The organism is Bradyrhizobium sp. (assembly GCF_035309285.1).
Lineage (GTDB): Bacteria > Pseudomonadota > Alphaproteobacteria > Rhizobiales > Xanthobacteraceae > Bradyrhizobium.
This window is the reverse complement of the sequence record NZ_DATGFH010000135.1, coordinates 12,517-36,180: the sequence shown is the minus strand read 5'-3', so window position 1 is coordinate 36,180 and position 23,664 is coordinate 12,517. Positions and strand designations below refer to the sequence as shown.

Annotated in this window: 23 protein-coding genes; 9 read left to right on the top strand and 14 right to left on the bottom strand. The window is 63.4% G+C overall.

All coding sequences use genetic code 11. From position 1 onward, the window contains the following. Window positions 1-4: 4 nt before the first annotated feature. The 4 genes from VKR55_RS25580 to VKR55_RS25565 form a co-directional block, all read right to left on the bottom strand. The gene (locus tag VKR55_RS25580) at window positions 5-1,093 is read right to left on the bottom strand and encodes a four-carbon acid sugar kinase family protein (RefSeq protein ID WP_324407741.1); all 1,089 of its coding nucleotides are present in this window, start codon (window positions 1,091-1,093) and stop codon (window positions 5-7) included. A 25-nt stretch (window positions 1,094-1,118) separates the two neighbouring features. Next, complete coding sequence (locus VKR55_RS25575) at window positions 1,119-2,294, bottom strand: fumarylacetoacetate hydrolase family protein (RefSeq protein WP_324407740.1); 1,176 nt, start codon at window positions 2,292-2,294, stop codon at window positions 1,119-1,121. A gap of 40 nt (window positions 2,295-2,334) precedes the next feature. Beyond that, on the bottom strand, window positions 2,335-4,020 hold the full coding sequence (pgm, locus tag VKR55_RS25570; RefSeq protein ID WP_414642451.1) for a phosphoglucomutase (alpha-D-glucose-1,6-bisphosphate-dependent): 1,686 nt from the start codon (window positions 4,018-4,020) through the stop codon (window positions 2,335-2,337). A 104-nt stretch (window positions 4,021-4,124) separates the two neighbouring features. Further along, window positions 4,125-4,424 (bottom strand): HU family DNA-binding protein, encoded by a 300-nt coding sequence (locus tag VKR55_RS25565; RefSeq protein WP_324407737.1) that lies wholly within the window; start codon window positions 4,422-4,424, stop codon window positions 4,125-4,127. Between the two features lie 203 nt (window positions 4,425-4,627). On the opposite strand from VKR55_RS25565, the gene VKR55_RS25560 reads away from it, so the two are divergent. Then, window positions 4,628-5,563, top strand: a complete 936-nt coding sequence (locus tag VKR55_RS25560; RefSeq protein WP_324407735.1) for a PaaI family thioesterase — start codon at window positions 4,628-4,630, stop codon at window positions 5,561-5,563. Between the two features lie 115 nt (window positions 5,564-5,678). Here VKR55_RS25560 and VKR55_RS25555 read toward each other — a convergent pair whose 3' ends face one another. From VKR55_RS25555 to VKR55_RS25535, 5 genes are all read right to left on the bottom strand, one after another. Then, a complete protein-coding gene (locus VKR55_RS25555) occupies window positions 5,679-5,927 on the bottom strand; it encodes a hypothetical protein (RefSeq protein ID WP_324407733.1) in 249 nt (82 codons plus the stop codon). A 293-nt stretch (window positions 5,928-6,220) separates the two neighbouring features. Beyond that, a complete protein-coding gene (locus VKR55_RS25550; protein WP_324407731.1) occupies window positions 6,221-6,901 on the bottom strand; it encodes a 2-dehydro-3-deoxy-6-phosphogalactonate aldolase in 681 nt (226 codons plus the stop codon). Then, on the bottom strand, window positions 6,898-7,839 hold the full coding sequence (locus VKR55_RS25545; protein ID WP_324407729.1) for a 2-dehydro-3-deoxygalactonokinase: 942 nt from the start codon (window positions 7,837-7,839) through the stop codon (window positions 6,898-6,900). Before VKR55_RS25545 ends, VKR55_RS25550 begins: the two co-directional genes overlap by 4 nt. 115 nt (window positions 7,840-7,954) lie before the next feature. Then, the gene (locus tag VKR55_RS25540) at window positions 7,955-9,112 is read right to left on the bottom strand and encodes an acyltransferase family protein (protein ID WP_324407727.1); all 1,158 of its coding nucleotides are present in this window, start codon (window positions 9,110-9,112) and stop codon (window positions 7,955-7,957) included. A gap of 123 nt (window positions 9,113-9,235) precedes the next feature. Further along, entirely contained in the window at window positions 9,236-10,465 is a 1,230-nt protein-coding gene (locus tag VKR55_RS25535; RefSeq protein WP_324407726.1) for an MFS transporter, read from the bottom strand. Between the two features lie 149 nt (window positions 10,466-10,614). Here VKR55_RS25535 and VKR55_RS25530 point away from each other — a divergent pair, with 149 nt between their 5' ends. Together VKR55_RS25530 and VKR55_RS25525 are read left to right on the top strand one after the other, a co-directional pair. Then, a complete protein-coding gene (locus tag VKR55_RS25530) occupies window positions 10,615-11,490 on the top strand; it encodes a TauD/TfdA dioxygenase family protein (RefSeq protein WP_324407724.1) in 876 nt (291 codons plus the stop codon). Between the two features lie 36 nt (window positions 11,491-11,526). Next, entirely contained in the window at window positions 11,527-12,165 is a 639-nt protein-coding gene (locus VKR55_RS25525) for a hypothetical protein (RefSeq protein WP_414642449.1), read from the top strand. A gap of 91 nt (window positions 12,166-12,256) precedes the next feature. Here VKR55_RS25525 and VKR55_RS25520 read toward each other — a convergent pair whose 3' ends face one another. Both VKR55_RS25520 and VKR55_RS25515 read right to left on the bottom strand, forming a co-directional pair. Then, window positions 12,257-14,452, bottom strand: coding sequence for a lytic transglycosylase domain-containing protein (locus tag VKR55_RS25520; RefSeq protein ID WP_324407723.1), 2,196 nt, complete (start codon window positions 14,450-14,452; stop codon window positions 12,257-12,259). Window positions 14,453-14,728: 276 nt separating this feature from the next. Continuing rightward, the gene (locus VKR55_RS25515) at window positions 14,729-14,941 is read right to left on the bottom strand and encodes a hypothetical protein (protein WP_324407722.1); all 213 of its coding nucleotides are present in this window, start codon (window positions 14,939-14,941) and stop codon (window positions 14,729-14,731) included. A gap of 182 nt (window positions 14,942-15,123) precedes the next feature. Between VKR55_RS25515 and VKR55_RS25510 the strand changes: the two genes are divergently transcribed. The 4 genes from VKR55_RS25510 (at window position 15,124) to VKR55_RS25495 (ending at window position 19,666) form a co-directional block, all read left to right on the top strand. Beyond that, a complete protein-coding gene (locus VKR55_RS25510; protein ID WP_324407720.1) occupies window positions 15,124-16,317 on the top strand; it encodes an NADH-quinone oxidoreductase subunit D in 1,194 nt (397 codons plus the stop codon). Between the two features lie 158 nt (window positions 16,318-16,475). After that, a complete protein-coding gene (locus VKR55_RS25505) occupies window positions 16,476-17,717 on the top strand; it encodes a S1C family serine protease (protein WP_324407719.1) in 1,242 nt (413 codons plus the stop codon). A 304-nt stretch (window positions 17,718-18,021) separates the two neighbouring features. After that, a complete protein-coding gene (locus VKR55_RS25500; RefSeq protein ID WP_324407717.1) occupies window positions 18,022-19,365 on the top strand; it encodes a S41 family peptidase in 1,344 nt (447 codons plus the stop codon). A gap of 16 nt (window positions 19,366-19,381) precedes the next feature. Continuing rightward, entirely contained in the window at window positions 19,382-19,666 is a 285-nt protein-coding gene (locus VKR55_RS25495; protein ID WP_324407715.1) for a hypothetical protein, read from the top strand. Window positions 19,667-19,766: 100 nt separating this feature from the next. Here VKR55_RS25495 and VKR55_RS25490 read toward each other — a convergent pair whose 3' ends face one another. Then, window positions 19,767-20,219: an ester cyclase gene (locus VKR55_RS25490; RefSeq protein ID WP_324407713.1), complete on the bottom strand. Its 453-nt coding sequence runs from the start codon at window positions 20,217-20,219 to the stop codon at window positions 19,767-19,769. 156 nt (window positions 20,220-20,375) lie between these two features. Further along, window positions 20,376-20,798 carry a GFA family protein gene (locus VKR55_RS33130; RefSeq protein WP_475387236.1) on the bottom strand — a complete coding sequence of 141 codons (423 nt, stop codon included), beginning with the start codon at window positions 20,796-20,798 and terminating at the stop codon, window positions 20,376-20,378. A 294-nt stretch (window positions 20,799-21,092) separates the two neighbouring features. Here VKR55_RS33130 and VKR55_RS25485 point away from each other — a divergent pair, with 294 nt between their 5' ends. Beyond that, window positions 21,093-21,509 (top strand): hypothetical protein, encoded by a 417-nt coding sequence (locus VKR55_RS25485; RefSeq protein WP_324407712.1) that lies wholly within the window; start codon window positions 21,093-21,095, stop codon window positions 21,507-21,509. Window positions 21,510-21,533: 24 nt separating this feature from the next. Here the strand turns inward: VKR55_RS25485 and VKR55_RS25480 are convergent, their stop codons facing one another. Next, window positions 21,534-22,619, bottom strand: a complete 1,086-nt coding sequence (locus VKR55_RS25480; protein WP_324407710.1) for a 4-oxalomesaconate tautomerase — start codon at window positions 22,617-22,619, stop codon at window positions 21,534-21,536. Between the two features lie 96 nt (window positions 22,620-22,715). Here VKR55_RS25480 and VKR55_RS25475 point away from each other — a divergent pair, with 96 nt between their 5' ends. Further along, complete coding sequence (locus VKR55_RS25475; RefSeq protein ID WP_324407708.1) at window positions 22,716-23,612, top strand: LysR family transcriptional regulator; 897 nt, start codon at window positions 22,716-22,718, stop codon at window positions 23,610-23,612. Window positions 23,613-23,664 lie beyond the last annotated feature (52 nt).

The following is a 23,664-nucleotide window of genomic DNA, read 5'->3' as shown; positions in this document are numbered from 1 at the left end:
CCCTCTAGGTCAGACCGTTCCGCTTGAGCAGCTTCGACCACAGATCCGGCGGCCCAAAAGCACCGGACTTCGATATGACGTCAACCCCCGCCCAGCGCCCGCCTCGTATCACAGATTTGGGAAGGCCGGGCTCGAGCCGGCCGAGGACGTGCAAGGCGCTTGCCCCGACTGCCAGCATCTGGGCCTTGAGGGTCTCGCCGCCGGCGACGACGACGGTCCTGGGCGGATCGATCGCCCGGCTGAGAAGCGCGATCTCTTGCGAAAAGCGGCTGGCCGCTTCGCTGCGCGAAAGCGCGCCAGCCGTCTTCAATTGGACGAAGACGACACCCCGATCCAGCGCGCGCCCGATCTGGTCGATATCCGATCCGATGTCGGCGCTTCGGATCACCACGCGCCCGCATCTCGCAAGCTGGGCCGCAGTGGCCGGATGGTCGGAGCCGAAGACACCCAGCACCGGCGTTGTCAGTCGAGCAGAGACCGCGGCGTCAGCCCCCCGCGCCAGCGCGGTGGCGAGACCGCCGCTGCCGCACCACAACAGCCGGCTCTTGAATGTACGGCCGATGTCGGCGACGCGATCGAGGTCGGCGTCAGTTTCGGCATCGAAGACATTGATGCCTTTTTCAAGCGGCGCCGCAAGACCGGCGATCCGCGCCTCCAACCCTCGATCGCGGAGCCGCCGGAGGATGTCGTCGCCGACCGCGGTCCAATGTCCGTCGAGCGTGCGGGAAAATTGCTTGCCGCTTCGCGTGACCCTGCCCTGATGCGGGAAGGCCGGAGCGACAATACAGGCGTCCCACTTGCCCGCCTTAAGGCAAGCGTCGAGCTCGGCGACCCAGGGTCCGCGCAACAGGCTGTCGATCTTCTTGAAGGCGATGCCGGCGCCATCGAGGAGCGGCGCAAGCTTGCGTAGAATCGCAAACGCCTCGCCGGACGCAAGCTCGCGCGTGCCGCTGTCGCTAGCAAGACTTTGCTCGCCGGCCGCAAGCGGCGCGGGGGACCACACCACGTCGATCGGCCCGAACGCGCCGACGAATTCCGCCGAGGTGTCGAGCGCGCCCGTGAGGTCGTCCGCCAGGAGTCTCAGGGAGCGCATGCGATCCGCGCTCGCATAAGCGCGCTCACTTGAGCGCGCCGCGGCTTGCGAGATTCTTCAGCATCGCGCCGATGCCGAAGGCCCACGGCTCGCATTCATCGCTTGTACGCATGCGATTGATCAGCTTGCCGAGCTTGGCGGTGCGAATGGTGACAACGTCGTTGCGCTTGTGGGTAAAGCCCTGCCCCGGCGTGTCGCGGTCCTTCACCGGCGCGAACATGGTGCCGAGGAACAGCGCAAATCCGTCCGGATATTGATGCACCGCGCCGATCGTCTGCGACACCAGGTCTTCCGGGTCGCGGCTGATCTTGCCGATCGAGGAATGGCCGTCGAGCACAAAGCCGTCCTCGCCCTCGACCGTCATGGTGATGTCCATCGTCCTGACGTCGTCGAGCGAGAACGAACTATCGAACAGCCGCACGAACGGGCCCACCGCACAGGAGGCGTTGTTGTCCTTTGCCTTGGAGAGCAGCAGCGCCGAGCGCCCCTCGAAGTCGCGCAGGTTGACATCGTTGCCGAGCGTGGCGCCGACGATCTTGCCCGTGCTTGACACGACCAGCACCACCTCCGGCTCGGGATTGTTCCAGGTCGATTTCGGATGCACGCCGGCATCCATGCCCGTGCCGACCGACGACAGCACCGGCGCCTTGGTGAAGACCTCGGCGTCCGGCCCGATCCCGACCTCGAGATACTGGCTCCAGGCCTGTTGCGAGATCAGCACCTCCTTGAGATGCATCGCCTCCTTCGAACCCGGCTTGAGTTTCGAAAGATCATCCCCGACCAGCCGCTCCACCTCCTTGCGGATTGCCGCCGCCGAGGATGGATTGCCGCGCGCCCGCTCCTCGATGACGCGCTCGAGCATCGAGACCACGAAGGTCACGCCCGCCGCTTTGAGCACCTGAAGATCGACCGGCGCGAGCAGCCAGGGTCTTGTCGCATCACGCGTGTCGGGTGGTGTGTTGGCAACGATCTCGTTGAGGCTTCCGATCCGCACACCTTTGGCCTCGCACAACGCGGCAGCCGGCTTCGCGACCTCGGCCAGCGCGCTCACCGTTGGAAAAGCTTGCGTCACATCGAACACGCCATCACCGCGCACCGCCGCTACGGCCGGCCCACCTGCCTGTGGCAGCCAGACCCGGCCCACCAGCGTTCCCGCGGTGCCGTCCTCTGGCAAGATCGATGCAGCATTGAGCGCCTTCATCAAGAGTTCCTCCCCTCTATTTCGGCTTATAACGCCGGCATCAAACCAGCCGGCCGAGCGCCGCCTGCGCATCGCTCTGGATGCGCTTCAGATGCGCTTCATCGCGAAAACTTTCGGCGTAGATCTTGCAGACATCCTCGGTTCCTGACGGCCGCGCCGCAAACCAGCCCATCCCGGTTTCGACCTTGATGCCGCCGAAGGGCTGGCCATTGCCGGGCGCGGTGGTGCGCATCGCGCGCACGGCATCGCCTGCGAGCTCCTTCATGTTGAGCTTCTCCGGCGTCACCGCCTTCAATGCATTCTTCAACGGCGCGGTCGCCGGCATGTCGATCCGCTCGTAGAAGGGCATGCCGAGCTCGGCGGTGAGATTGCCAAAATACTGGCTCGGATCCTGTCCGGTGGCGGCCAGGATCTCTGCGGCAACCAGCCCCAGGATGATTCCATCCTTGTCGGTGGTCCACACCGAGCCGTCGCGCTTGACGAACGAGGCGCCGGCGCTCTCCTCGCCGGCAAAGCCGAATCCGCCATGACCGAGCCCCTCGACGAACCATTTGAAGCCGACCGGCGTCTCCACGAGCTTGCGGTTCAGCTTGCGCGCGACGCGGTCGATGATCGATGAGGAGACGACGGTCTTGCCGATCGCGGCATCGCCGGCCCAATTCGCGCGCCGGCTGAACAGATAGGCGATCGCGGTGGCGAGGAAATGGTTCGGGTTCATCAGCCCGCTCGACCGCGTGACGATGCCGTGGCGGTCGGCGTCGGTGTCGTTGGCGAAGGCGACGTCGAAGCGGTCGCGCATCTGGATCAGGCTTGCCATCGCGTAAGGCGATGAGCAATCCATGCGGATCTTGCCATCCCAATCCGCCGTCATGAAGCGAAAGGTCGGATCGACTACATCGTTCACGATCGTCAGATCGATGCCGTAGCGCTCGGCGATCGGCTGCCAGAAATGGACCGCGGCGCCGCCAAGCGGATCGGCCCCGATCCGCACGCCGGACGATCTGATCAGCGCCATGTCCACGACGTTTTCGAGATCGGCGACATAAGGGCTGATGTAATCGAACGCATGAACCGACGGCGACTTCCGCGCCCGGTCGTACGGCATGCGCGAAACGCCCTTGAGCCCCTGCTCCAGATAGCGGTTAGCCTGCCTCTCGACCTTGCCCGTAACGTCGGTGTCGGCGGGGCCGCCATGCGGCGGGTTGTATTTGTAGCCGCCGTCCTCGGGCGGATTGTGCGAGGGCGTAATCACGACGCCATCGGCAAGCCCGCTCGTCCGTCCCTTGTTGTAGGCGATGATCGCATGCGACACAGCGGGGGTGGGCGTGTAGCCGCGGCGCTCGTCGACCATGATGTCGACGCCATTGGCGGCAAACACCTCGATGGCGCTGGCGAGCGCAGGTTCTGCGAGCGCATGGGTGTCAATGCCGATAAACAGCGGCCCCGTGAGGCCCGCCTCTCGGCGGTGGTCGCAGATCGCCTGCGTGGTCGCGAGAATATGGTTCTCGTTGAACGAGGTTTTCAGCGACGTGCCGCGATGACCCGAGGTACCGAACGCGACACGTTGGGCGGGATCGGCGGGATCCGGCTTCGACGCGAAATAGGCGGTGACGAGCTTTGGGATGTTCGCTAACGCGTTCGCGGCAACGACCTTGCCAGCGGCGGGATTGGGCACACTCACATCAATTCCTTCAGCGTTTCCCTTAAAGGTCGGTCCACCGACCATAGCGCATCTCGCGCGACCCCGCGATACGGGTGGCGCCGCGTGCTCTCAAGGGAACCGTGAGGACGTCAAAACAAAAGGCCCCCGTTGAAGGGGGCCTTTTTCTCTTAGACTGCGTCCTTCGCAGCCTTGACCGGCCTCGCCCGGACGATCTTGCGAGCGGGCTTTGCCTTGAACATCATCTCCTCGCCCGTGAACGGATTGGTGCCCTTCCGCGCCTTCGTTGCCGGCTTCTTGACGACAACGAACTTCGCGAAGCCGGGGACGAGGAAGATCCCGTTCTTCTTGAGCTCCTTGTGACCGACATCGACCAGCGTATCCATGACGTTCTTGACGTCGCGCTTGGACAGTTCGGTCGCGGTGGAAATTCTCTCAACCAGTTGAGACTTGGAAAGTTGGGTGGCCATTCGAACTCCTTTGATTCGGACCGATCTGACAATAGACGAACACACGGGAAAAACAGGGTTTTCTGCACAGCTTTGTTCAGAATTCCCGGGGATTCAGCGTATTTTTTAGAGTTGGGCGCCCGATTCCCGGCGCGCCTACTGCATTTCCCCCTTTAAAACAAGGGTTTTTGCTCGCCACCCTGCCGTGGTCTACAACGGCGGCCATGTCGGAGACCACCATTTTCAACGCTCCCCTGCCGTTCGACTCGCTGGCTGAAGCGATCGGCCGCCGCCGCTCGACCTATGGTCATATCAGCGGACTTCAGCTCGATCGGGCCGCACCCGGCGAGGCCTGGTCGAGCCTGCCCTACCGGCCGGCCTTTGTCGGCGACTCCGAGACCGGCGTGCTCCACGGCGGCGTTGTCACCGCCATGCTGGATGAGAGCTGCGGCATGGCGGTCCAGCTCGCGCTCGACGGCACGCGCGCGATCGCGACGCTTGATCTGCGCATCGATTATCAGAAGCCCGCCACCCCGGGCCTTGCCATCCGGGCGCATTCGCTCTGCTATCGCGTCACCCGCAGCATCGCTTTCGTGCGCGCCACCGCCTACCAGGACTCCGAGGACGATCCGGTCGCGACCGCAACCGCCTGCTTCATGATCGGCGCCAATCGCACCAATATGCTCGCCGACGGCCGGCTGAACGACGGCGCGCTGCCACCGCTGGAGGCGCCGGAGGATCCGGCCGGCCCATTCGCCAACAGCCCGTTCGCGCGCTTCCTCGGCATCAGCATCGCCGACGACGGTACGCTCGTGATGCCGTTCTCAGAACGGATCATCGGCAACCCCATCCTGCCCGCGATCCATGGCGGCATGACCGGCGCCTTCCTGGAAACGGCTGCGATCGTCGGGGTCACGAATGAGCTTGGTGGGGTGGCTGAGCCTGGCGGGGTAGCACGGCCGAAGCCGATCGGACTCACCATCAATTATCTGCGCTCGGGGCGCGCGCTCGACACCAGCTCCCGCGTCTCGATCGTCAAGCAGGGGCGGCGCATCGTCGCCTTCGAGGCGCAGGCCTGGCAGGACGATCCGACGAAGCCGATCGCTGCAGCGTTCGGCCACTTCATGCTGCGGCGGGCACCGGGGTCGGATGAGGAATAGGCCTGTCGGCTACCATTCGCGCGGCTTCGTCGCGCAAATGAGACCCATGGACAAAGAGCTGCAGCACGACAACGCACCGCAGCCCCTCGCGTCAAAAACCGGCGTCGCAGCCGACTTAATACTTCTTGCGCTTATCGTTCATGCGATCGCCCGGCGTATTTTCCGATGCGCCGCGTGCGCGTCCGACCGTCCCTTTGTCCTTCATCTTGTCGCCGGGGCTATATTCCGAAGCGCCCTTGGTGGTGGATGTGGGCGAATTCTGCATCTCGTGACCAGGCGACATCTTGGACGCGCCCGGTTTCTCTGCCGCATACGCAGTTGCGCCGATCAGCATCGCCGCCAGGACAATCATCGTTTGCTTCATTCAAGTTCTCCATCGTTGGAGCGGAGAAAACAAAACACGCGGGGAAGCGTTCCGAAGGAACCTGGAAACTCGACAATCGCAAGGGCGCGCCCAGCGATCTCATCGAGGCGAAATCCGGGCGGACGTGCAAATCGCTTCCCGCGTCGTCGAAGAAGCCGTATCCGTGACACGTGACCGAGATCACGGAAAGCGGCAGCGCCACGTCCTAAACCCTCCAAAGCGGAGGGAACCATGAGCATTCTGATCGACATCATCAGCCTGCTTGCCGTGTTGGCAAACGTGCTTTTCGCGCTTCACATCTGGGCCGCCGTGACAGCCTCGTCCAGCGCGCGGTCGTAGGCGCGGACCGAGGCCAGCGCCGTCTCTCGCACCTCGGCTGCCGTCATGCCCGGGCGATAGAGGCTGGAGCCAAGTCCGAAACTCTTGATCCCTGCCGCTGCATAGGCGGCAAGGTTTTTGTCCGACACGCCGCCGACCGCGCCAACGACCGTGTCCTTCGGCAGGACCGCGAGCTGCGCGGCAATGCCTGACGGCCCCAGCACGGACGCCGGAAAGAATTTCAGCGCCGAGGCTCCGGCGCGCAGCGCAAGAAAGGCTTCGGTTGGCGAGAACACGCCGGGCATGGTCACCATCTGCCGCGCATTCGCCATCGCCAGCACATCGGCATCCACGTTCGGGCTGACCATCAACCGTCCGCCGACATCGGCTACGCGCGCGCAGTCGGCCGCGCTCAGAACAGTTCCTGCTCCGATCCAGCAGTCGTTCCCGAAGCGCCTGGCGAGGCGCTCGATCGAGACGAAGGGATCAGGCGAGTTCAGCGGCACCTCGATCAATTCAAAGCCGGCCTCGATCAGCGCGCCGACGATCGCCTCTGCCTCATCGGGCCGGATACCGCGCAGGATCGCCACCAGCGAGCGTTTCACCTTGGGCCAGGGAATCGGCTGAGTAGTTGATCGAGTGACGGGCTGCATCATGTCTGCGCTCCCCAAATGTTGATCGCGGCCTTGCCGAGGCCTCGCCGCGACGCCTCTTCGGCATCGACCGCCGTCACGTCGAAACCCTGCGCCGTCAGCGCGGCCTGGTAAAGCCGGCCCAGGCCGCCCGCTCCGATCAGCCGCAGCGAACGCGCCCGCCCGTGCCGCTGCAGCGCATCGGCGATTTCGGTTCCGATGAGAAGGCCCGACAGCCGCGCCGCGCCGTCAGCGCGCTGCTCGAAACCCAAAAGCTGCGCGGCGCGCAGCCGAAACAATGATGCGGTCAATCCTGCCGGCTGAGCCAGCGCCGTCGCAAGGCCCTCGCGGAACGGCTCGCCGTCCGCCGGTGACGAACCGGCCGGCTCGACGGCGTGCGCGAGGATGCTGTGCTGAGCGATCACCGAAAACAGCTCGCCGGTCATGTAGGTCGAGAATGCGACGACCTCACCGGCTTCGATCTTGACCCATTTGCTGTGGGTGCCGGGAATGCAAACGAGCCCCGTAAAGTCGGGCTCTGTCACCCCCAGAAGCTGCGTCTCTTCCCCGCGCATGACGTCGGGCTGGTCGGCTCTTGCTTGTGCGAGCCCCGGCAGAATGCGGATGTCGCCTTGTGCGTCGATCCGGATGGCGCCCTTGTGCAGGGCGTCGAGACGCGTCGGCGTCTTCAGGTAGGGCGCCTCGGCCCAGCCCTGCCGCGCGCCCGCCATGCCGCAAATCAGGATCGGTGTGCCATCCCGCGCACCAAGGCGCGCAAGGTGATCGCGCAGCACCGGCGCAAAGCCGCTACTTGCACAATGCAGCATGCCTTCGCTGCCGCGGCTCTCCGCCCTCACCTCGCCATTGGCCGACATCAGCCAGCCGCGAAAGCTGGAGGTCCCCCAGTCGACGGCCACGAAGGCTTCAGGAATTTCGCCGCTCGAGTTTGTGGCTGACGTCAAATCGGCATTTCCTCCGTATCAAGCGCGATCAAACGCCAGTCATTCAGACCCTGCACGTTCGATGTCAAGATGCGGAGGAGATTTTGTCGGCGAGAGCCAGGCGCTGAGCCAGAGTTCAAGCGGCGCTTCGCGACGCAACCACATCGATATCCACGCGCCTCGATGAGGAGGTCAACCGCTGCGCCACCGCCTGGGCGTGCCGCTCGACCAGCCGCCAGGTCGCGACCGACACGACATAGCTGACGAGCGCGGTGAACGCGTAAGCCATGACGAGCGAGACCAGCCCGTCGCCAAGCGGCCAGAGCAGCCGCAGGCCATGGATCACGGCGAAATGCGACAGATACATGGAATAGGAATTGCGGCCGAGCGCTTCGAGCAGGGCGAAGCGGAGCGCGAAACGGATGCAGCCGTAAACCAACGCGCCGAGCACCAGATTGATGATGAGGTAGTTGAACTCATGTGAGGGCGTCGCGCGATTGGCAAGGAAGGCGAGCGCAATCCAGCCCGCGAGCATCGCGGCATCCGATCTCGCAAAGCCGTCGCGCAGCGCAAAGAACAGCGCGCAACCGGTCAGGAAGATCGGAAGCTGATTCAGGAAGCTCAGATGCAGCGCGTTCCAGACGAATGCCTCGTGGCCGGCTCCGTAATGGCTCACGAAGAACGGATAGGCCCAGGGCTTGAAGAAACAAACGTTGAAGAGATTGATGGCGATCGCGAGCAAGAGATAAAGGTGCCGGCGTGCCCCGAAGGCTGCGATCACGAGCGGGAAGACGGCGTAGAACGTCATCTCGGCGGCGATCGACCAGTCGCCCGGCACCACGCTGTTGATGGAGTCCGGCCAGAAGCCGTGCAGGAACAGCGCGGTCAGGATCACCTGATGGGGCGCGATGCCGTCCGGCGCATCGTGGCTCGGCCCGGTTCCGTTCACCACGAGGTAGAGCGGGATCGCGAGCCAGAACAGCGGCGCGATGCGAAGGAAGCGGCGAATGTAGAATTTGCGCGTCGGGTGCTGCTCCCCTTCGCGCTGCGTCCACATCAGGCACATCGTCAGCGCGCTGACGAAATAGAACACGTTGACGCCGGCCCAGCCGGACGAGAACACGAAATCGACGACGTGCAGGCCCGACGGAAAGCTTTGCGAGACGTGGATCGCCATCACGCCTGCGATCGCGATCCCGCGCAGGACATCCAGCGTGCGCGAGCGGCTGAAGGGCGACGCCACGCCTACGGCCACCTCACACCGGCGGTCGGACGTGCGCACTGACATCTGCATGACGCTGCCTCGCGATTTCGCGTTGGCCCCCTTTGCCCCGCGAAACCCTATATTTGAGGCGCGCCGGATTTCGAACCGAAAGGTCTTGTTTACCTTAACCGGCGTGCGGAATCTTCAAGGATATCAAGCGCCGACGACCACGGCCGGAGCGCCCTTTCCAAACCCCATGCGACTGCCGACAACGAGCGTTGCGACAAGGCCGCACACGACGATCGCGATCGATGTCGAAAAGGCCAGCGACCAATTCCCCGTCCAGTTGACCAGCCCGCCGATCACCAGCGGCGAGACGATTCCGGCCATGCCAAATCCAAAATTCATGATCCCGCTCGCCGTGCCCGATCGCGACGGCATGAGGTCCATCGGCAGCGACCAGATCGGAGACACGATGAACTCCAGGAAGAAGAACGCCGCGCTGAGCAGCACGGCGGCCGTCACCAGATCCGATATAAAGGTCATCGGAACGATGAACACGAGCGAGAGCGCAAATCCGGCGCCGATAACGCCCAGCCGCGAGATGCCGAGACTCCGGTAGCGCTTGTAGAGGTAGTCGCTGATCAGCCCGCCAAGGGTGTCACCGATGACGCCGGCGAAAAAGATTCCCGTTGCGAACACGGCCGTGTGCTTGAGATCAAGCTTGTACTGGTGGGCGAGGAAGAGCGGGGTCCAGTTCAGGTAGGTCCACAGCACCCAGCCGTAGCAGAAGTCGATCAGCGTGATCGGCCGCACGCGCTTGAACACCGTAAGGAAGGGGACTTCGCCCTCGCCAGAAACTGGCTTTAAGGCCGCCTGCTCCGCACCTTTGTCGGTCCGGTAGATGGCGAGCCAAAGCAGGGTCCAGGCGAGGCTGCAAAGGCCGAATGTGACGAAGCTCCCCCGCCAGCTCGACACGGCGACCAGAGCGGCCACGACCGCTGGCGTTACGGCGTTGCCGAGCCGCGAGGAGGAATGCGTGATGCCTTGGGCAAAGCCGCGCTCGGCGGGCGGCATGACGGCGGCGAGAGCCCGCGTCGCGGTCGGAAAGGCCGGCCCTTCGGCAGCGCCCAACAGAGTGCGCGCGCAGACGAGGCCGACAAGTCCGCCCGCGAGCCCTGTCCATATCGTCGCTACGCCGACCAATAGGCCACAGAGTCCGAGCGTTGCTTTCGGGCCGAGCCTGTCACCCATATAGCCACCGATGATCTGGAAGATGGCATACGGATAGGCGAAGGCGGAAAAGACGATGCCAAGCTGGAATGCGTTGAGCTGCAATTCCTTGCTGATGATGGGCGCGAGCGAGGATATATTCACGCGATCCATGTAGAACAGGAAATACATCAGACAGGAAGCCGCGAGTACCTTGCCTTTTGTTGTCATTGTATTGGCCTCTCGCGACTTTTTCCCCGTGCAACGACAGGTTTCATTGGCCGGCTGATGCTGTCAACCCTCTCGCGTTGACGATGCAGGGTTTAGGTGACACTCTTCGGTGTCAAAATGAGTCATTCGCGAACTGCGAGGGAGAACCCATGGCGATCTCGACCAGAGAGTTGACCCCCGTTGTCGGGGCCGAGATATTGGACGTCGATCTACGCAAGGTCTCCGCGCCGGCTCGGCAAGCCATCCATGCCTCTTTCGCAAGATACGGCGCGCTTCTGTTTCGCGATCAGACGATCAGCGACGACGATCTCTTAGATTTCAGCCGCGGCCTCGGCGATCTCGACCCGCCGCCCAATCAGGAGAACGGGCGCCTCTCGCCGGCCGGCTATCCTGACATTTATGTCGTGTCGAATGTGCTCGATACTGCCGGCGCGCCGATCGGCGCGCTCGGCTCGGGCGAAGCGGTGTGGCACACCGATATGAGCTATCTGGACGTTCCACCCTTCGCCTCGATGCTCTACGCGCTGGAAATTCCCGACACAGGCGGCAACACCTGGCTCTGCAGCATGGTGGAAGCCGCGCGTCAGCTTCCGGATCATTTACGTAAAGCCATCGCAGGCCGCCGCATCAAGCATGACGGCACCTACAATTCAGGCGGTTTCCTGCGAAAGGGCGTGACGCCCACCGATGATCCGCACAAGGCACCCGGCGCGTGGCATCCCTCGCTCTGCGTTCACCCGGAAACGGGCGAAGCGATGCTGTATCTGGGGCGGCGCCGGAATTCCTACATCGAAGGCTACGATGCGGATCGCTCGTCGAAGCTGCTGGACGAGCTCTGGGCCTACGCCACGCAGCCGAAATTCTGCTACGAGCATCACTGGCGCGTGGGCGACCTCCTGTTGTGGGACAACCGCAGCACGATGCACCGCCGCGATCCCTTCGACAACAGCATGCGGCGGGTGATGCACCGGACCCAGATCAAGGGCAAATCGGCGCCGATCCCTGCCATGCATGCAGCGGCGTAACAAGGTGGCATTCGAACGCCGATGGGGTTCACCAACATGAAGCGATCGGCTGCGATGCTAGCCTGGTGCGGTCTGTTGACCGCTGCATCCGGATTGTGCTGGCACACAGCAACCGCCTCTACGATGGAACTCACGGCGCCACAGGCGGCCCTCTACACCTCGGTGTCGATCTTTCCGCCGTCGGCCACCTCGATGACCGTGTGTTACGGCTTCGTCTGCCGGCGCCGCGAAGAGCTGGACTTCACTCCGGCCGACCGCAAGGCGCTCACCAGGATTCTCGCAACCGGGCGCGCCTCGGCCGCCGCCGAACGAGCTGCCGTCCAGAAAGCCGTGATCTGGTTCGACCGCCGCGTGGGACCGATCATCGGCACGGACAAGCGGGTCGCGAGCGCCGATATCCGGACGCTCGACGCCGAGCATAATTTCGATTGCTGGGACACCACCCGAAACATGACGAGCCTCCTGCTGGTCCTGCAGGAGTGGGGTCTTTTCAAATATCATTCCGTGGGCGACCCTCATTACCGCGGCAATCCGTTGATCCTGCAATTGCCGCACAATACCGCCGTCCTGGTCGATCGCACGACCAAGACCGAATGGGTTGTCGATCTGTGGACGCGCGGCTACGGCAAGCCGCCGGACGTCAAGCCGCTCTCGGAGTGGGTCAAGGAGGATTAGGTTAAGAGGAACTACAGCCGGATTGATCGCAGGCCCGTACAATTACGGGCCGCGATGCAATGCCGCGATCGCTGCGAGACTCGCCGCCGCCTCACGGCACTGCGCTCGCGGCCTCCTGGGCAGCGGGCGCCCGGTGATCGATCGTTGCGATCGCCGGTGAGGTGCCGTCGAATCGATGCTGATAGACCAGGAGGTTCTCCATCACGCGCTGGACATAGTTGCGCGTCTCGGCAAACGGAATGCGCTCCGCCCAATCGACGGCATCGACATTGGGATCGCGCGGATCGCCATAGGCTTTGATCCAGTCGCGCACGCGGCCACGGCCGGCGTTGTAGCCGGCAAACGTCATGAGGTAGTTGCCCTTGTATTCCCTGAGCAGCGCGCTGACCTCGGCCGCGCCCATTTGCGTGTTGTAGACGGGATCGGAGACCATCCTGTCCCAATCATACTCGACGTGGAATCGTTTCGCCGTGTCGCGGCCGGCCTCCGGCGTGACCTGCATCAGGCCGACGGCGCTCGCACTCGAGCGATCCTTCTGATTGAACGCGCTCTCGGTACGCGCGACCGAATAGATGATGCTGCGATCGATGGCCGGTCCGATCGCATCGTGCTCCGGGATGCCGATGGTCGGAAAGGCATAGGCGTCGAGCGGAAGTCCCCGCCCCAGCGCCGTCTTGCCGAGCTCCAGCATGGCGCGCGCATCATTGTTGCGGCCGGTGACGTCGGCGACGGCCGCCAGCGTCGGAACGTCGGTGCTCTCTCCGGCAAGATCAGCCGCAAACAGGATCGCGGCGTCGCGATCGCCGATCGCATAAAGCATCTCTTCCGCGTGCACGATCTCTTTCGCCGCACTGCCCGGCGCATCGCCCTGCGGCGGCGTGCGCAACTCGATGTCGTTCAGACCAAGTCTCGCGCGTGCCAACTGCCCATAATAGGCCGTTGAGTGGCTGGCTGCCGCCTCGTATTCGGCGCGCATGGCATCCTTGTCGCCGAGCGCTTCGTTGGCGCGACCGCGCCAATAGGCCGCCCGCGCCAGCGTGATCGGGTTCTTGCACCCCTCGTCGATATGCGCGAAGTGCGAAAGCGCGGCATTCGCATCGTCGAGATAGCGGAGCGCAATCCAGCCGGGCATGAAATGCGAGTCCGCGCGGTAGCCCTCGCTTGCCGGTGGCGCGGCATCGCGCACCATCTCATAGGCGTTCTGGACATCGCCCTGGTCGAGCAGCTTTCGCGCAAGACCGCGGCGCACGCGCCACCATTCGTCGGTGTCCTGCAGCGTCATGGTCCGTTTCGGCGCGGCAAGGATCAGGCGAGCGGCTTCGGCGACCTTGTCGTTCTTCATCAGCCATTGCGCGCGGCACAGCACGTAGCCGAGATCCTCGCGAGCAGCGGTCGCGACCGAATCGAGGTCATCGGAGGCATGGTCGTCGTTGCCCTTGACCGCACTGCAGGCCTTGACGATCGACACCGCATCGTCGTCGAGATGATGGGCGGCACGCATCGCCGCCGCAAAATCCTTCGCGCCGATGCGCATGTCCATGCGTGCCTGATAATCCTCGCGGCCGAGGAGGTCGCGGAACGCATCGATCACGTCGGATTCGGTGCGCTCCGACAGTTCTTCCGATCGGAACACCGTCTGCACCAGGCGTTCCGCACCGTCGCGGTCGCCCTCGCCGAGCAGGACACGCGCCAGCGCGAGACGGCCTTTCGCGGTCACCGGCTGATCAGACGTAAAAGCGTGCACCGTCGCCGCGCCGATCTTGTCGTCCCACAACAGCCCTTCGGCGCGCCGGCGCAACAGCACAACGCCGGGCCAATCGGGATTGGCTGCGATGAACGTCGCATAGCGGTCGAAGCTGGCTTGCGAGTCCGGATGGCGAAGCAGGAACCATTCCACGAGCTTTTGGCCGGCCGGATCGGCGATGGTCTTCTCGGCATCGATGGCGTCGCTGGTCTTGCCCTGCCGCGCCATGCCAATCGCGTCCTTCACGACGGCGAGGTCGCCGGTCAATTCAGGCGCCGCCTTCTCGGCAGGCTTGTCATCGGCATCCTTTTTCCCGCGGCGCTTCTTCTCCGCGACGTGCTCCGCCCGCCTGGTCTTCTTGCCTTCCTTCTTCAGCTCCGCCGTTTTCGGCTGCCCTGCCTTGCGCTCGCGCGGAGCAGGGCTCGCAGCCTCCGTCTTCTTCCCGTGCGATTGTTTTTGGGTGGTTGCGAGCGCATCGCCCGAAGTGCCGGCAAGCGCGGCAAGCACGATGAGACAGGGCAAAGGCCCGAACACCTGGCTCATAGCGAGGTCCCCCCTGAGCCGACTGGCGCGAACCGCAAGATCAGGCGATCCGTCCGGTTAGAGCTGAGCACACGGTAGCACAGCGTCGATTCCCGACTGTCGCGCTGCTGCAACACGAAGCCCCAAAATCATGGCATAAAAGCGGAACAGAAAGTTCCACAGACAGATCGCGTGTCTCATACCGCGTGTTTCATAAAGGCACAGCCTGCCTCTGCCCGCATTTGCGGACCGCTGGACGAGGCAAAGCCTGATGGCGTGATGATTATCGAGCTGCGGTCACCGCGGTCTGGCGTGCTGGTCCACTTCGCGCAGATAGCTGAGCCCGTGGACCGTCAGGCGGTCGGTGTCCTGCACGCCCCGCTCCGCAAGCCGCTTGATGTGCCGCGCGAGATCACGCCGTGTCTGCGTGTCCGGATCATGCCTGGCGACGCGACGGTAGATCTTGATCGCGCGAGCGATCGGTTTGGCGATGGTCTTTACAGACGTCATCCTGGCCAACGCGCGCATGCTGCCGTCGTTCCCGGCCCTCAAGGCTCCGAGAGCCATAGGAACAACCAGGGCCCCGGCGGCTTGGGATTCATCGGGTTCGATGTGGCCGACGGGTGAGGGCGTGAGCGCTGTGAAACCTGCGCTGCGCGCCGTCGCTGACGTGAGAAGCCCACGAGTTCGCCATGCAACAGGAAGCCGGCCTTCGCAATTTCACCATCAATTTCGGCCCGCAGCATCCGTCTGCCCATGGCGTGCTTCGCCTCGTGCTGGAACTCGACGGCGAGGTTGTGCGGCGCGTCGATCCTCACATCGGCCTGCTTCATCGCGGAACCGAAAAGCTGATCGAGCACAAGACCTACCAGCAAGCGATCGGCTATTTCGACCGGCTCGACTATGTCGCGCCGATGAATCAGGAGCATGCGTTCTGCCTTGCCGCGGAAAGGCTGCTCGGCATCGACGTGCCGCGGCGCGGGCAATTGATCCGCGTGCTGTTCTGCGAAATCGGGCGCCTGCTCTCGCATCTTCTCAACGTCACGACACAGGCGATGGATGTCGGCGCGCTCACGCCGCCGCTGTGGGGATTCGAGGAGCGCGAAAAGCTCATGGTGTTTTACGAGCGCGCTTCCGGCGCGCGCATGCACGCCAATTACTTCCGCGTCGGCGGCGTGCACCAGGACCTTCCGCCGAAGCTGATCGACGACATCGAGGCGTTTTGCGATCCGTTCCTGCGCGTGGTGGACGATCTCGATCGGCTCCTGACCGGCTTGCGGATCTTCAAGCAGCGCAATGTCGACGTCGGAAAGGTGACGCTGAAGGAAGCCTGGGCGTGGGGCTTCTCCGGCGTGATGGTGCGCGCCTGCGGCGCCGCCTGGGACCTGCGAAAGGCGCAGCCCTATGAGTGCTATCCGGAGATGGATTTCGACATACCGATCGGCAGGAACGGCGACTGCTACGACCGCTATCTGATCCGCATGGAGGAGATGCGCCAGTCGGTGCGCATCATGAAACAATGCGTCGCGAAACTCCGCGCGCCTGACGGGCAAGGTCCGGTGGTGGTGCAGGACAACAAGATCGCCCCGCCCCGCCGCGGCGAGATGAAGCGCTCGATGGAAGCTCTGATCCATCACTTCAAGCTCTACACCGAAGGCTTTCACGTGCCTGCCGGCGAGGTCTACGCGGCGGTGGAAGCGCCCAAGGGTGAGTTCGGCGTCTACCTGGTCTCCAATGGCACGAACCAGCCCTATCGCTGCAAGATCCGCGCGCCGTCGTTCGCGCACCTGCAGGCGATGGACCTGCTCAGCCGCGGTCACCTGTTGGCCGACGTCGCGGCGATCATCGGCTCGCTGGACATCGTGTTTGGAGAGATCGATCGATAGCGTCGCAAGCAGGAGATCGCCATGCCGCAGATCCACGTCGACAAGCAGCCCGTTGCGCAGATCGATCCGCATCTCTACGAGGTCGCCGAGATCCTCGGCGACGAAACAAGCGGCGGTTAATGCAAATGAGAGCTTCGCGCAAAGCGATGGAGGCGGAAATGGCTTTTCGCGTTTTGTCCTTCAGCCATGCTCGCGTGTCGGCGACCAGCGTGATCGCTTCGGCGATGCTTCTGGGCGCGACGATCGCGCATGCGCAGAGCGTCAACACCGATTTCGCGGGGCACCGCGCGGCTCTGCTGCATCGGGTCGCCGACACGGGACGGACTGGCGCGCCGAACAGCTTTGCCGATCTCGCGGCAAAGGTCGAACCGGCAGTCATCGCCGTCACCTCCCGGACCGCGGCAACGAAAAAGCTGTTGCCCGATCAACTGCCCGGCCTCGGCATGCCTGATCGGAGTGCTCCGGATCAGGACGCCCCGGGGCCGAATGATTCCGATACCCCCGGGCCGAATGGGTCCGATCAAGGCACGGCACGCGTCGAAGCGATCTCGATCGGATCGGGCTTTTTCATTTCGGCGGACGGCTATGCCGTGACCAACAGTCACGTCGTCGAGGGCGGCGACAGGAAGACGGTCGAGATCCGCACCAGCGACAACAAGACCTATCCGGCCCGGCTCGTCGGAAGCGATCAGCTCAGCGACCTCGCCTTGATCAAGGTCGACGGCCGCACGGACTTCACTTACGTGAAGCTCGCCGACCAGCCGCCGCGCGTTGGCGACTGGATCCTTGCCGTCGGCAATCCGTTCGGATTGGGGGGCACGGTGACGGCGGGTATCGTCTCGGCGCGTGAACGCGAGATCGAGACCGGTCCGACCGAAGGTTTCATCCAGATCGATGCGCCGATCAACCGCGGCGATTCCGGCGGGCCGAGCTTCAACACCGATGGCGAGGTCATCGGCGTCAACAACATGATCCTGTCGCCGTCCGGAGGCTCTTCGGGAGTTGCCCTCGCGATTCCAGCCGACACTGTCAAAGCGGTCATCCCGCAACTCAAGGAAAAGGGCTCCGTGACGCGCGGATCGATCGGGGCCAAGGTTCAATCCGTCACTCCCGAGATTGCAGACAGCCTCGGCCAGAACAATCTCCACGGCGCGCTTGTCGCAAGCGTTCAGGACAACGGCCCGGCCGCGAAAGCGGGAATCAAGAGCGGTGACGTGATCACGAAGGTCAGCGGCGAGCCGATCAAGAACGCCAACGAGCTGATCAGGAAGATCCATGCGATGGCGCCCGGTTCCTCGGTCCAGCTCGCAACGGTGCGGGAAGGAAAGGAAAGCTCATTGAGCGTGACGCTGGAGACGTTGCCGGATCAACCAAGGCCGTCACCTGCCAATCCGAGGTGATCGGCGGCAGTGCATTTCCCCGCCCGGTTGCGGATCACTCGTTGTTGCGCGACGCGTTCGGCAGTGGCTTTGCGCGACCGCAAAAGGCGCCGCGCCCCGTTGCGGGAACCTTCCGGGGCCAAATTCGTTCGATGAACGGGAGCGATGCTGCGATCATCGGATCGCCCGTGATCCTCAACCGAAGAGATGTCGTTCTGGCAACGGCTCTTTCCGCGTCTCCAAGCGCTTTGGCGGTGGGAGAGCCAGCGGATCGCATGGCAGCCGATGTCGAACCAGAAGCCGAGCAGAGAGGTGAGAGGGTCACATGAATAAAGCGCATTTTCGCGCCGCGGCAATCGCGTGTGCGGTAACCATCGCGGTCGTCTGCGTCGGACTGGTTTCCAGGGTCACTGCCGGCCTCCCGAACATCGACGTCGGACTCCTCGCCGGCGTGATGCAGCTCGTTCAGCAGGCCTACGTGCATCCGATCGACTCGAGCGAGCTCACCGACGATGCCCTGAAGGGAATGCTTTCCCGCCTCGATCCGCACTCCGCCTACATGACCGAGCAGGAATTTCGCGAGTCGACCGAGGATATGCGCGGAAAATTCGGCGGCGTCGGCCTGAAGATCTCGGATCACAACGGCGTGCCGACCGTCATCTCGCCAATCGACGACACCCCGGCGGCCGGCGCGGATGTACAGCCGGGAGATGCGATCGTCTCGATCGACGGCGAAAGCACGCAAGGCGCCGATCTGATGCAGGTCGTCTCGCGGATTCGTGGAAAGCCGGGAACGACCGTCAAATTGACGATCGTGCGCGGCAACAAGCCGCCGTTCGAAATCCCCCTCACCCGGCAAGTCATCCAGGTCCATAGCGTCAAGTCGAAGCTGGAGCCCGACAACATCGGTTACGTGAGAATCAGCGAGTTCGGCCGGGACACGCCGAACGAGCTCCGGCAGGCGCTCTCGACGCTGAAGCAGGATGCCGGCGGCAAGCTCGCGGGCCTCGTCCTGGACCTGCGAAATGACCCGGGCGGCCTCCTCACCTCCGCCGTCGACGTCTCCAGTGATTTCCTGAACGGCGGCACCATCGTCTCCATCCACGGGCGCAACAGCAGCGACGATCGATCGTTCGCGGCGCCTGCAGCGGGCGCCTTCTTGCCGGATACGCCCATGGTGGTTCTCGTCAACGGTGCCTCGGCGTCGGCCTCCGAGATCGTCGCGGCCGCATTGCAGGACCGTCACCGCGCCACCGTGATGGGGACCCAGAGCTTCGGCAAGGGATCGGTGCAAACCGTCATCCCGATCAAGGACCACGGCGCCTTGCGGCTGACGACGGCGCTCTACTACACGCCGTCCGGCCGATCCATTCAGGACCAGGGCGTCACGCCCGACGTCGTCGTCCCGGCGCCCAAGGATGAGCAGATCGCAAATTCCATGGTCTGGCGCGAAGCCCAGCTCCATGGCGCTTTCGCCAATCCCGGGCCGCTCGCAAAGAAGTCCGAGGGACCATCAAACGGCAAGCACGCGTCTGCCGAACCGGCGTCGCCACCCATCAAGGAGCAATTGATCGGGACCGATCATGACGCGCAACTCACCGCTGCGCTGAACCAGCTCAAGCCAGCGAACAGACCAAACTCTGCGGACGTCGACAGAAGCAACTTATGACCACGCCACCCCGCCCATGACCAGCAAGGCGCCCGCCACCAGGAGAGCGGTTGCGGAGGAGTTGTCTCACCTGGTGCGCAGCAATTCGCACACGCTCGCCGGCTGGGCGTGTCTGATCGTCGTCTCCCTGATTGCCTTCTGGCTCACCGAACGAACGCCATATCATCAGCTCGTGGTGGGAATCCTGATGTCGTCGTCGACGCTGCTCATCCTGATGGCGGTGTTTGAATGCCTTTGGCGACTGTCCGTCGACCCTCTTTCGGGGGACGACAACGCGGATGACCGTGGATCGGGCGCTTGAAGTCCAGCTCCTGAAGGAAAGCTCGGCATCGACGCTTCGCGGGGCGTTGGACGAAAAGCCGATGCCGATATCCAAGGAGCTTCCGAGTGTGGATCAGACTCTAGGCAGCCATGCGGATCAGACCCAACTGCTGCAGGGCGGTGACGCCGTCGTCGAGCCCGACTTCCTCCAGGATCTTGCCATCCTTCACTTTGAGGACAGTCATACCGGTGAACCGCATCGTTCGCCCGGTATTTGCGGGCAGAGAGCCAGCCAGGAAATCTCCAAATGCGGGTCCCGTATGCGTTCCGCCGCCCTCCCAGCGGCCGACCACGTAATCTCCCTCTGCGACGAGATCGGCGGTTCCCCAGAAGTTGAGGTTGGGGAAAGCCTTGCGAAAATCCGTCATGAACGCCTTGATGTCGTCCCGTCCGCGACGTGGCTCGTGCAATGAGTATTGCAAGAGCATGTCCGGCGCAGCCAACTCATCCACGACGGCGAGATTGCATGTCTCACCCCAGAACTCGGTGAACCAGCGACCGACCACGGCCTTGTTTTCATCCACTTTCGACATGTCCTGATCTCCTCTTGTGTCCTGTGAGTCTTCCCATCAGCGGTGACCGCCGTGAGGGACTCTCCAACAGAGGAGCAGGAACAACCACCCGATTTCTGCCTTCGTGGAAGTGACCGTTCGCGCTACGGCAGACCAGTCGCTTATCCGCCGCATGGGCTATTGCGTTTCCATTGGTTGGCCCTCGCCCCGCAGCAAGAGAATGCCGTTGGGAAAACGAACCCACTCAAGCTCTGACTCGCACCATACCGCTACCGTGGGTGCTGAGAAAGTTGGATCGGCGAAGCGTCCAACCGGAATGACGATCAGGTCGGGCAAACGTTCAAGGCTTGTGCTCACTGTCGAACCACATATGGGACAAAGCACGCATTGGACGTTCCCGCCCGATGCACCCTTGCGATTAAATGTCAGGCTGTTGCCCGTGCGACCCTTCACCTGATTGGATTTCCATCGGGACGAAAGAGAGAACAGACTTCCCGAACGCTTCTGACACCGCATACAGCTACAAGCTGAGATAAAGGCAGGCTCGCCCTCAACTGTCAGACGTAGCAGTCCGCATTGGCAGCTCGCCGTACGCGTCATGTCGTCACCTCCTCTAGTACGAGGTGGAATCATACGACATCACATGGCCGTCGCGTCCAGGATCGCAAGACCCGCCGCGCTTTGGTCGCCGGTGAAGCCGGATCACGCTTCCGCCTTCGCCGAGCGAGCTTCGGCGGACAAGTCGCTGATCCGCCCTGCCGGGCTCCGGCACCTCGATCTCTTGACGTCGTTATATCTTATATACTAAGAAGCTTTACTATTAAGATAATAGACCGCGCGAGAAGATTCCAAGTGACCGCTATGCCACCGCTCTACGCTCTTCTCGGAGCCCTCGTGCTCTCTGCCGTCGCGCTCGGCGGAGGCCTTTATGAAACAGCTCTGATTGATCGTTCATGGCCGCGAATGCCTGAGATCATTCAGCCGCAGCGCGGCGGCATCAATCGCGCCATGTTCTGGGCTCCGGTCCACACAACCTTCGAGATCACACTCCTCGTCGCGCTGTGGCTGGCCTGGAGCGCGACCGCCGTGCGCCCCTGGATCATCGCCGCTCTCGCCGTGCATGTCGCAACGCGCGTGTGGTCCTTCGCCTACTTCATTCCGCTGGCGATCAAATTTCAGAATGTTGATGCGGCAAGCCAGCCGAGCGAGGAAAAGAAGCATCAGTGGGTGAAATTGAGCCGCTGGCGGGTGCTGTTGGGGTGTGCTGTCCTGCTGATGCTGGCGACAGCCATCGTCAACACCGCCGGGTAGACTGGCTATTATTTGCCCGCCGGCTTACGCCGCAGCCAGCGGCATCCCGGCCTCCGGGACACGGGCAAACACCGCTCCTTCGAAGATCCGTCTCGCCGTGCGAACGACCGATACAGTCGGCGCCTCCGCTCCTTCGGCCCAAGCGAGTTCGAGCTCCAGCTTGCCCGACGGATGCTCAATCGCGACAGCAGCCGGCGGCACTTCGCCAACTAGCGTGTGCGCAACCGAGCCCGGAATGGCACACGCCGTAGCCAGCGCGACGGCGCCGGTCACGGCCAACGCACGGTGACAGGCGTGCGGCATAAAGTATCGGGCGCAGAGCGTGCCGCCGTGTAGCGCTGGCGCTATCAAAACCGGCTTGGGAATGACCAGCCCAAGTGGCAGCCCCATGCGCCTCGCGGCAGCGCACCTTATCGCCTCGAGCTGGGTCATGAACGGACAATCGGCGTCGAGCTCGCCCGGCTGCTCCAGCCCCGTCTTGCCGAGATCCTCCGCCCGCATGATCACGAGCGGCGTCGCGGCGTCGATGCAGGTGACGGGCACGTTCTCCACCACGTCAAGGGCGGCGCTCGTCGGCAAGAGGTGTCCCGTCTTCGATCCTGCCGCATCAACGAAGGTGAGATGGATCGGCGCGGCGCCGCCGGGCACGCCGTCGATACGCGTCGTACCCTCATAGGTGACCCCGCCGTCAGGCGTCTGCACGGTTGCTGCGATCAGCTTGCCAGTGTTCACGTTGTGGATGCGAACCGTCGTCCGCCCGTGCCGAGCACGCACGAGGCCTTGCTCTATCGCAAAAGGCGCAACTGCCGACAGCATGTTGCCGCAGTTGGGTGAGGTATCGACCGCGCATTCAGCGACTTTCACCTGGGCAAACAGGTAGTCGACGTCGGCATCGGGACGCGTCGATGGCCCGACGATGGCAACCTTGCTGGTCAGCGGACTACCGCCGCCGATGCCGTCGATCTGCAACTCATGCCCGGCACCGAGCGCGGAGATCAGCAGTTGATCGCGTTCGGCGGCATTGCCCGGAAGGTCTGTCGCCAGGAAGAACGGTCCTCTCGAGGTGCCGCCGCGCATCAGGACGCAGGGAACGCGAACGGAACGAAGCATGGCGGCGAAATCCTCCAGAAGAGCGGTCTTGCGTCTCCGACATTGCCGAAGGACCTCTCTGTTGTGAAATGCAAAGATTTTCACTATTGATGCGCAATGCGCATCAATTTCGAGCTGCTCGACATCCGTGCCTTCCTGGCGGTCCTCGACCTCGGCAGCTTTAGCAAGGCGGCCGAAGCCTTGAACCTGTCGCAGCCGGCGTTGTCGCGGCGCATTCAGTCGCTTGAGACCGCCATCGGGGCTCCGCTGCTCGAGCGCACCACGCGGCATGTCGCGCCGACAGCAGTCGGTCGCGCGCTGGCGCCTTTGACGCGGCGTCTGCTCGACGAGTTTGAGGAATCGCTGCTCGGCACGACCGGCATTGCCGCTCGGCAGACCGGGCAGATCACGCTTGCCTGTGTCCCCACGGCAGTGTTCTACTTCCTGCCGCGCGCGATCGAGCAGTTCAACGCCCGCTTTCCCCACATCCGCTTCCGGATCCTCGACCTGTCGGCAAACGAGGGGCTGGCAAGCGTGGCACACGGCGAGGCCGAATTCGGCATCAACCTGATTGGCAGCACGGATCCCGATCTCAGTTTCACTCCGCTGTTGGATGACCCATTCGTGCTGGCCTGCCGGCGCGACCACGCCCTGGCCACCAAGCGTCGCCTGGCATGGAAAGACCTTGAAGGCGAGACCCTCATCGGTGTGAGCCGCGCGAGCGGCAATCGCATGATCCTTGAAGCGGCCTTGATGAAATCAGGAGTGCGGCTCAACTTTCACTTCGAAGTCAATCACCTCACCACCTCGCTGGGTCTGGTCGAACGCGGGCTCGGCGTGTCCGTATTGCCAAAGCTTGCGACGCCACCGCCCGGCCATCCCATCATCGCAACAAGGGCGATCAGCGATCCTGAGATCAAACGCACGATCGGTATTATCGAGCGGCGGGCAGCGCGCCTTTCGCCGGCGGCCCAACGCTTCCGCGATATGCTGGTTGCGACCTGGCAGCGTTGACAAAGGTCATGGTTTCCCGGACCGCGGCCCGCATGCAACCGTGCGCTTGTTC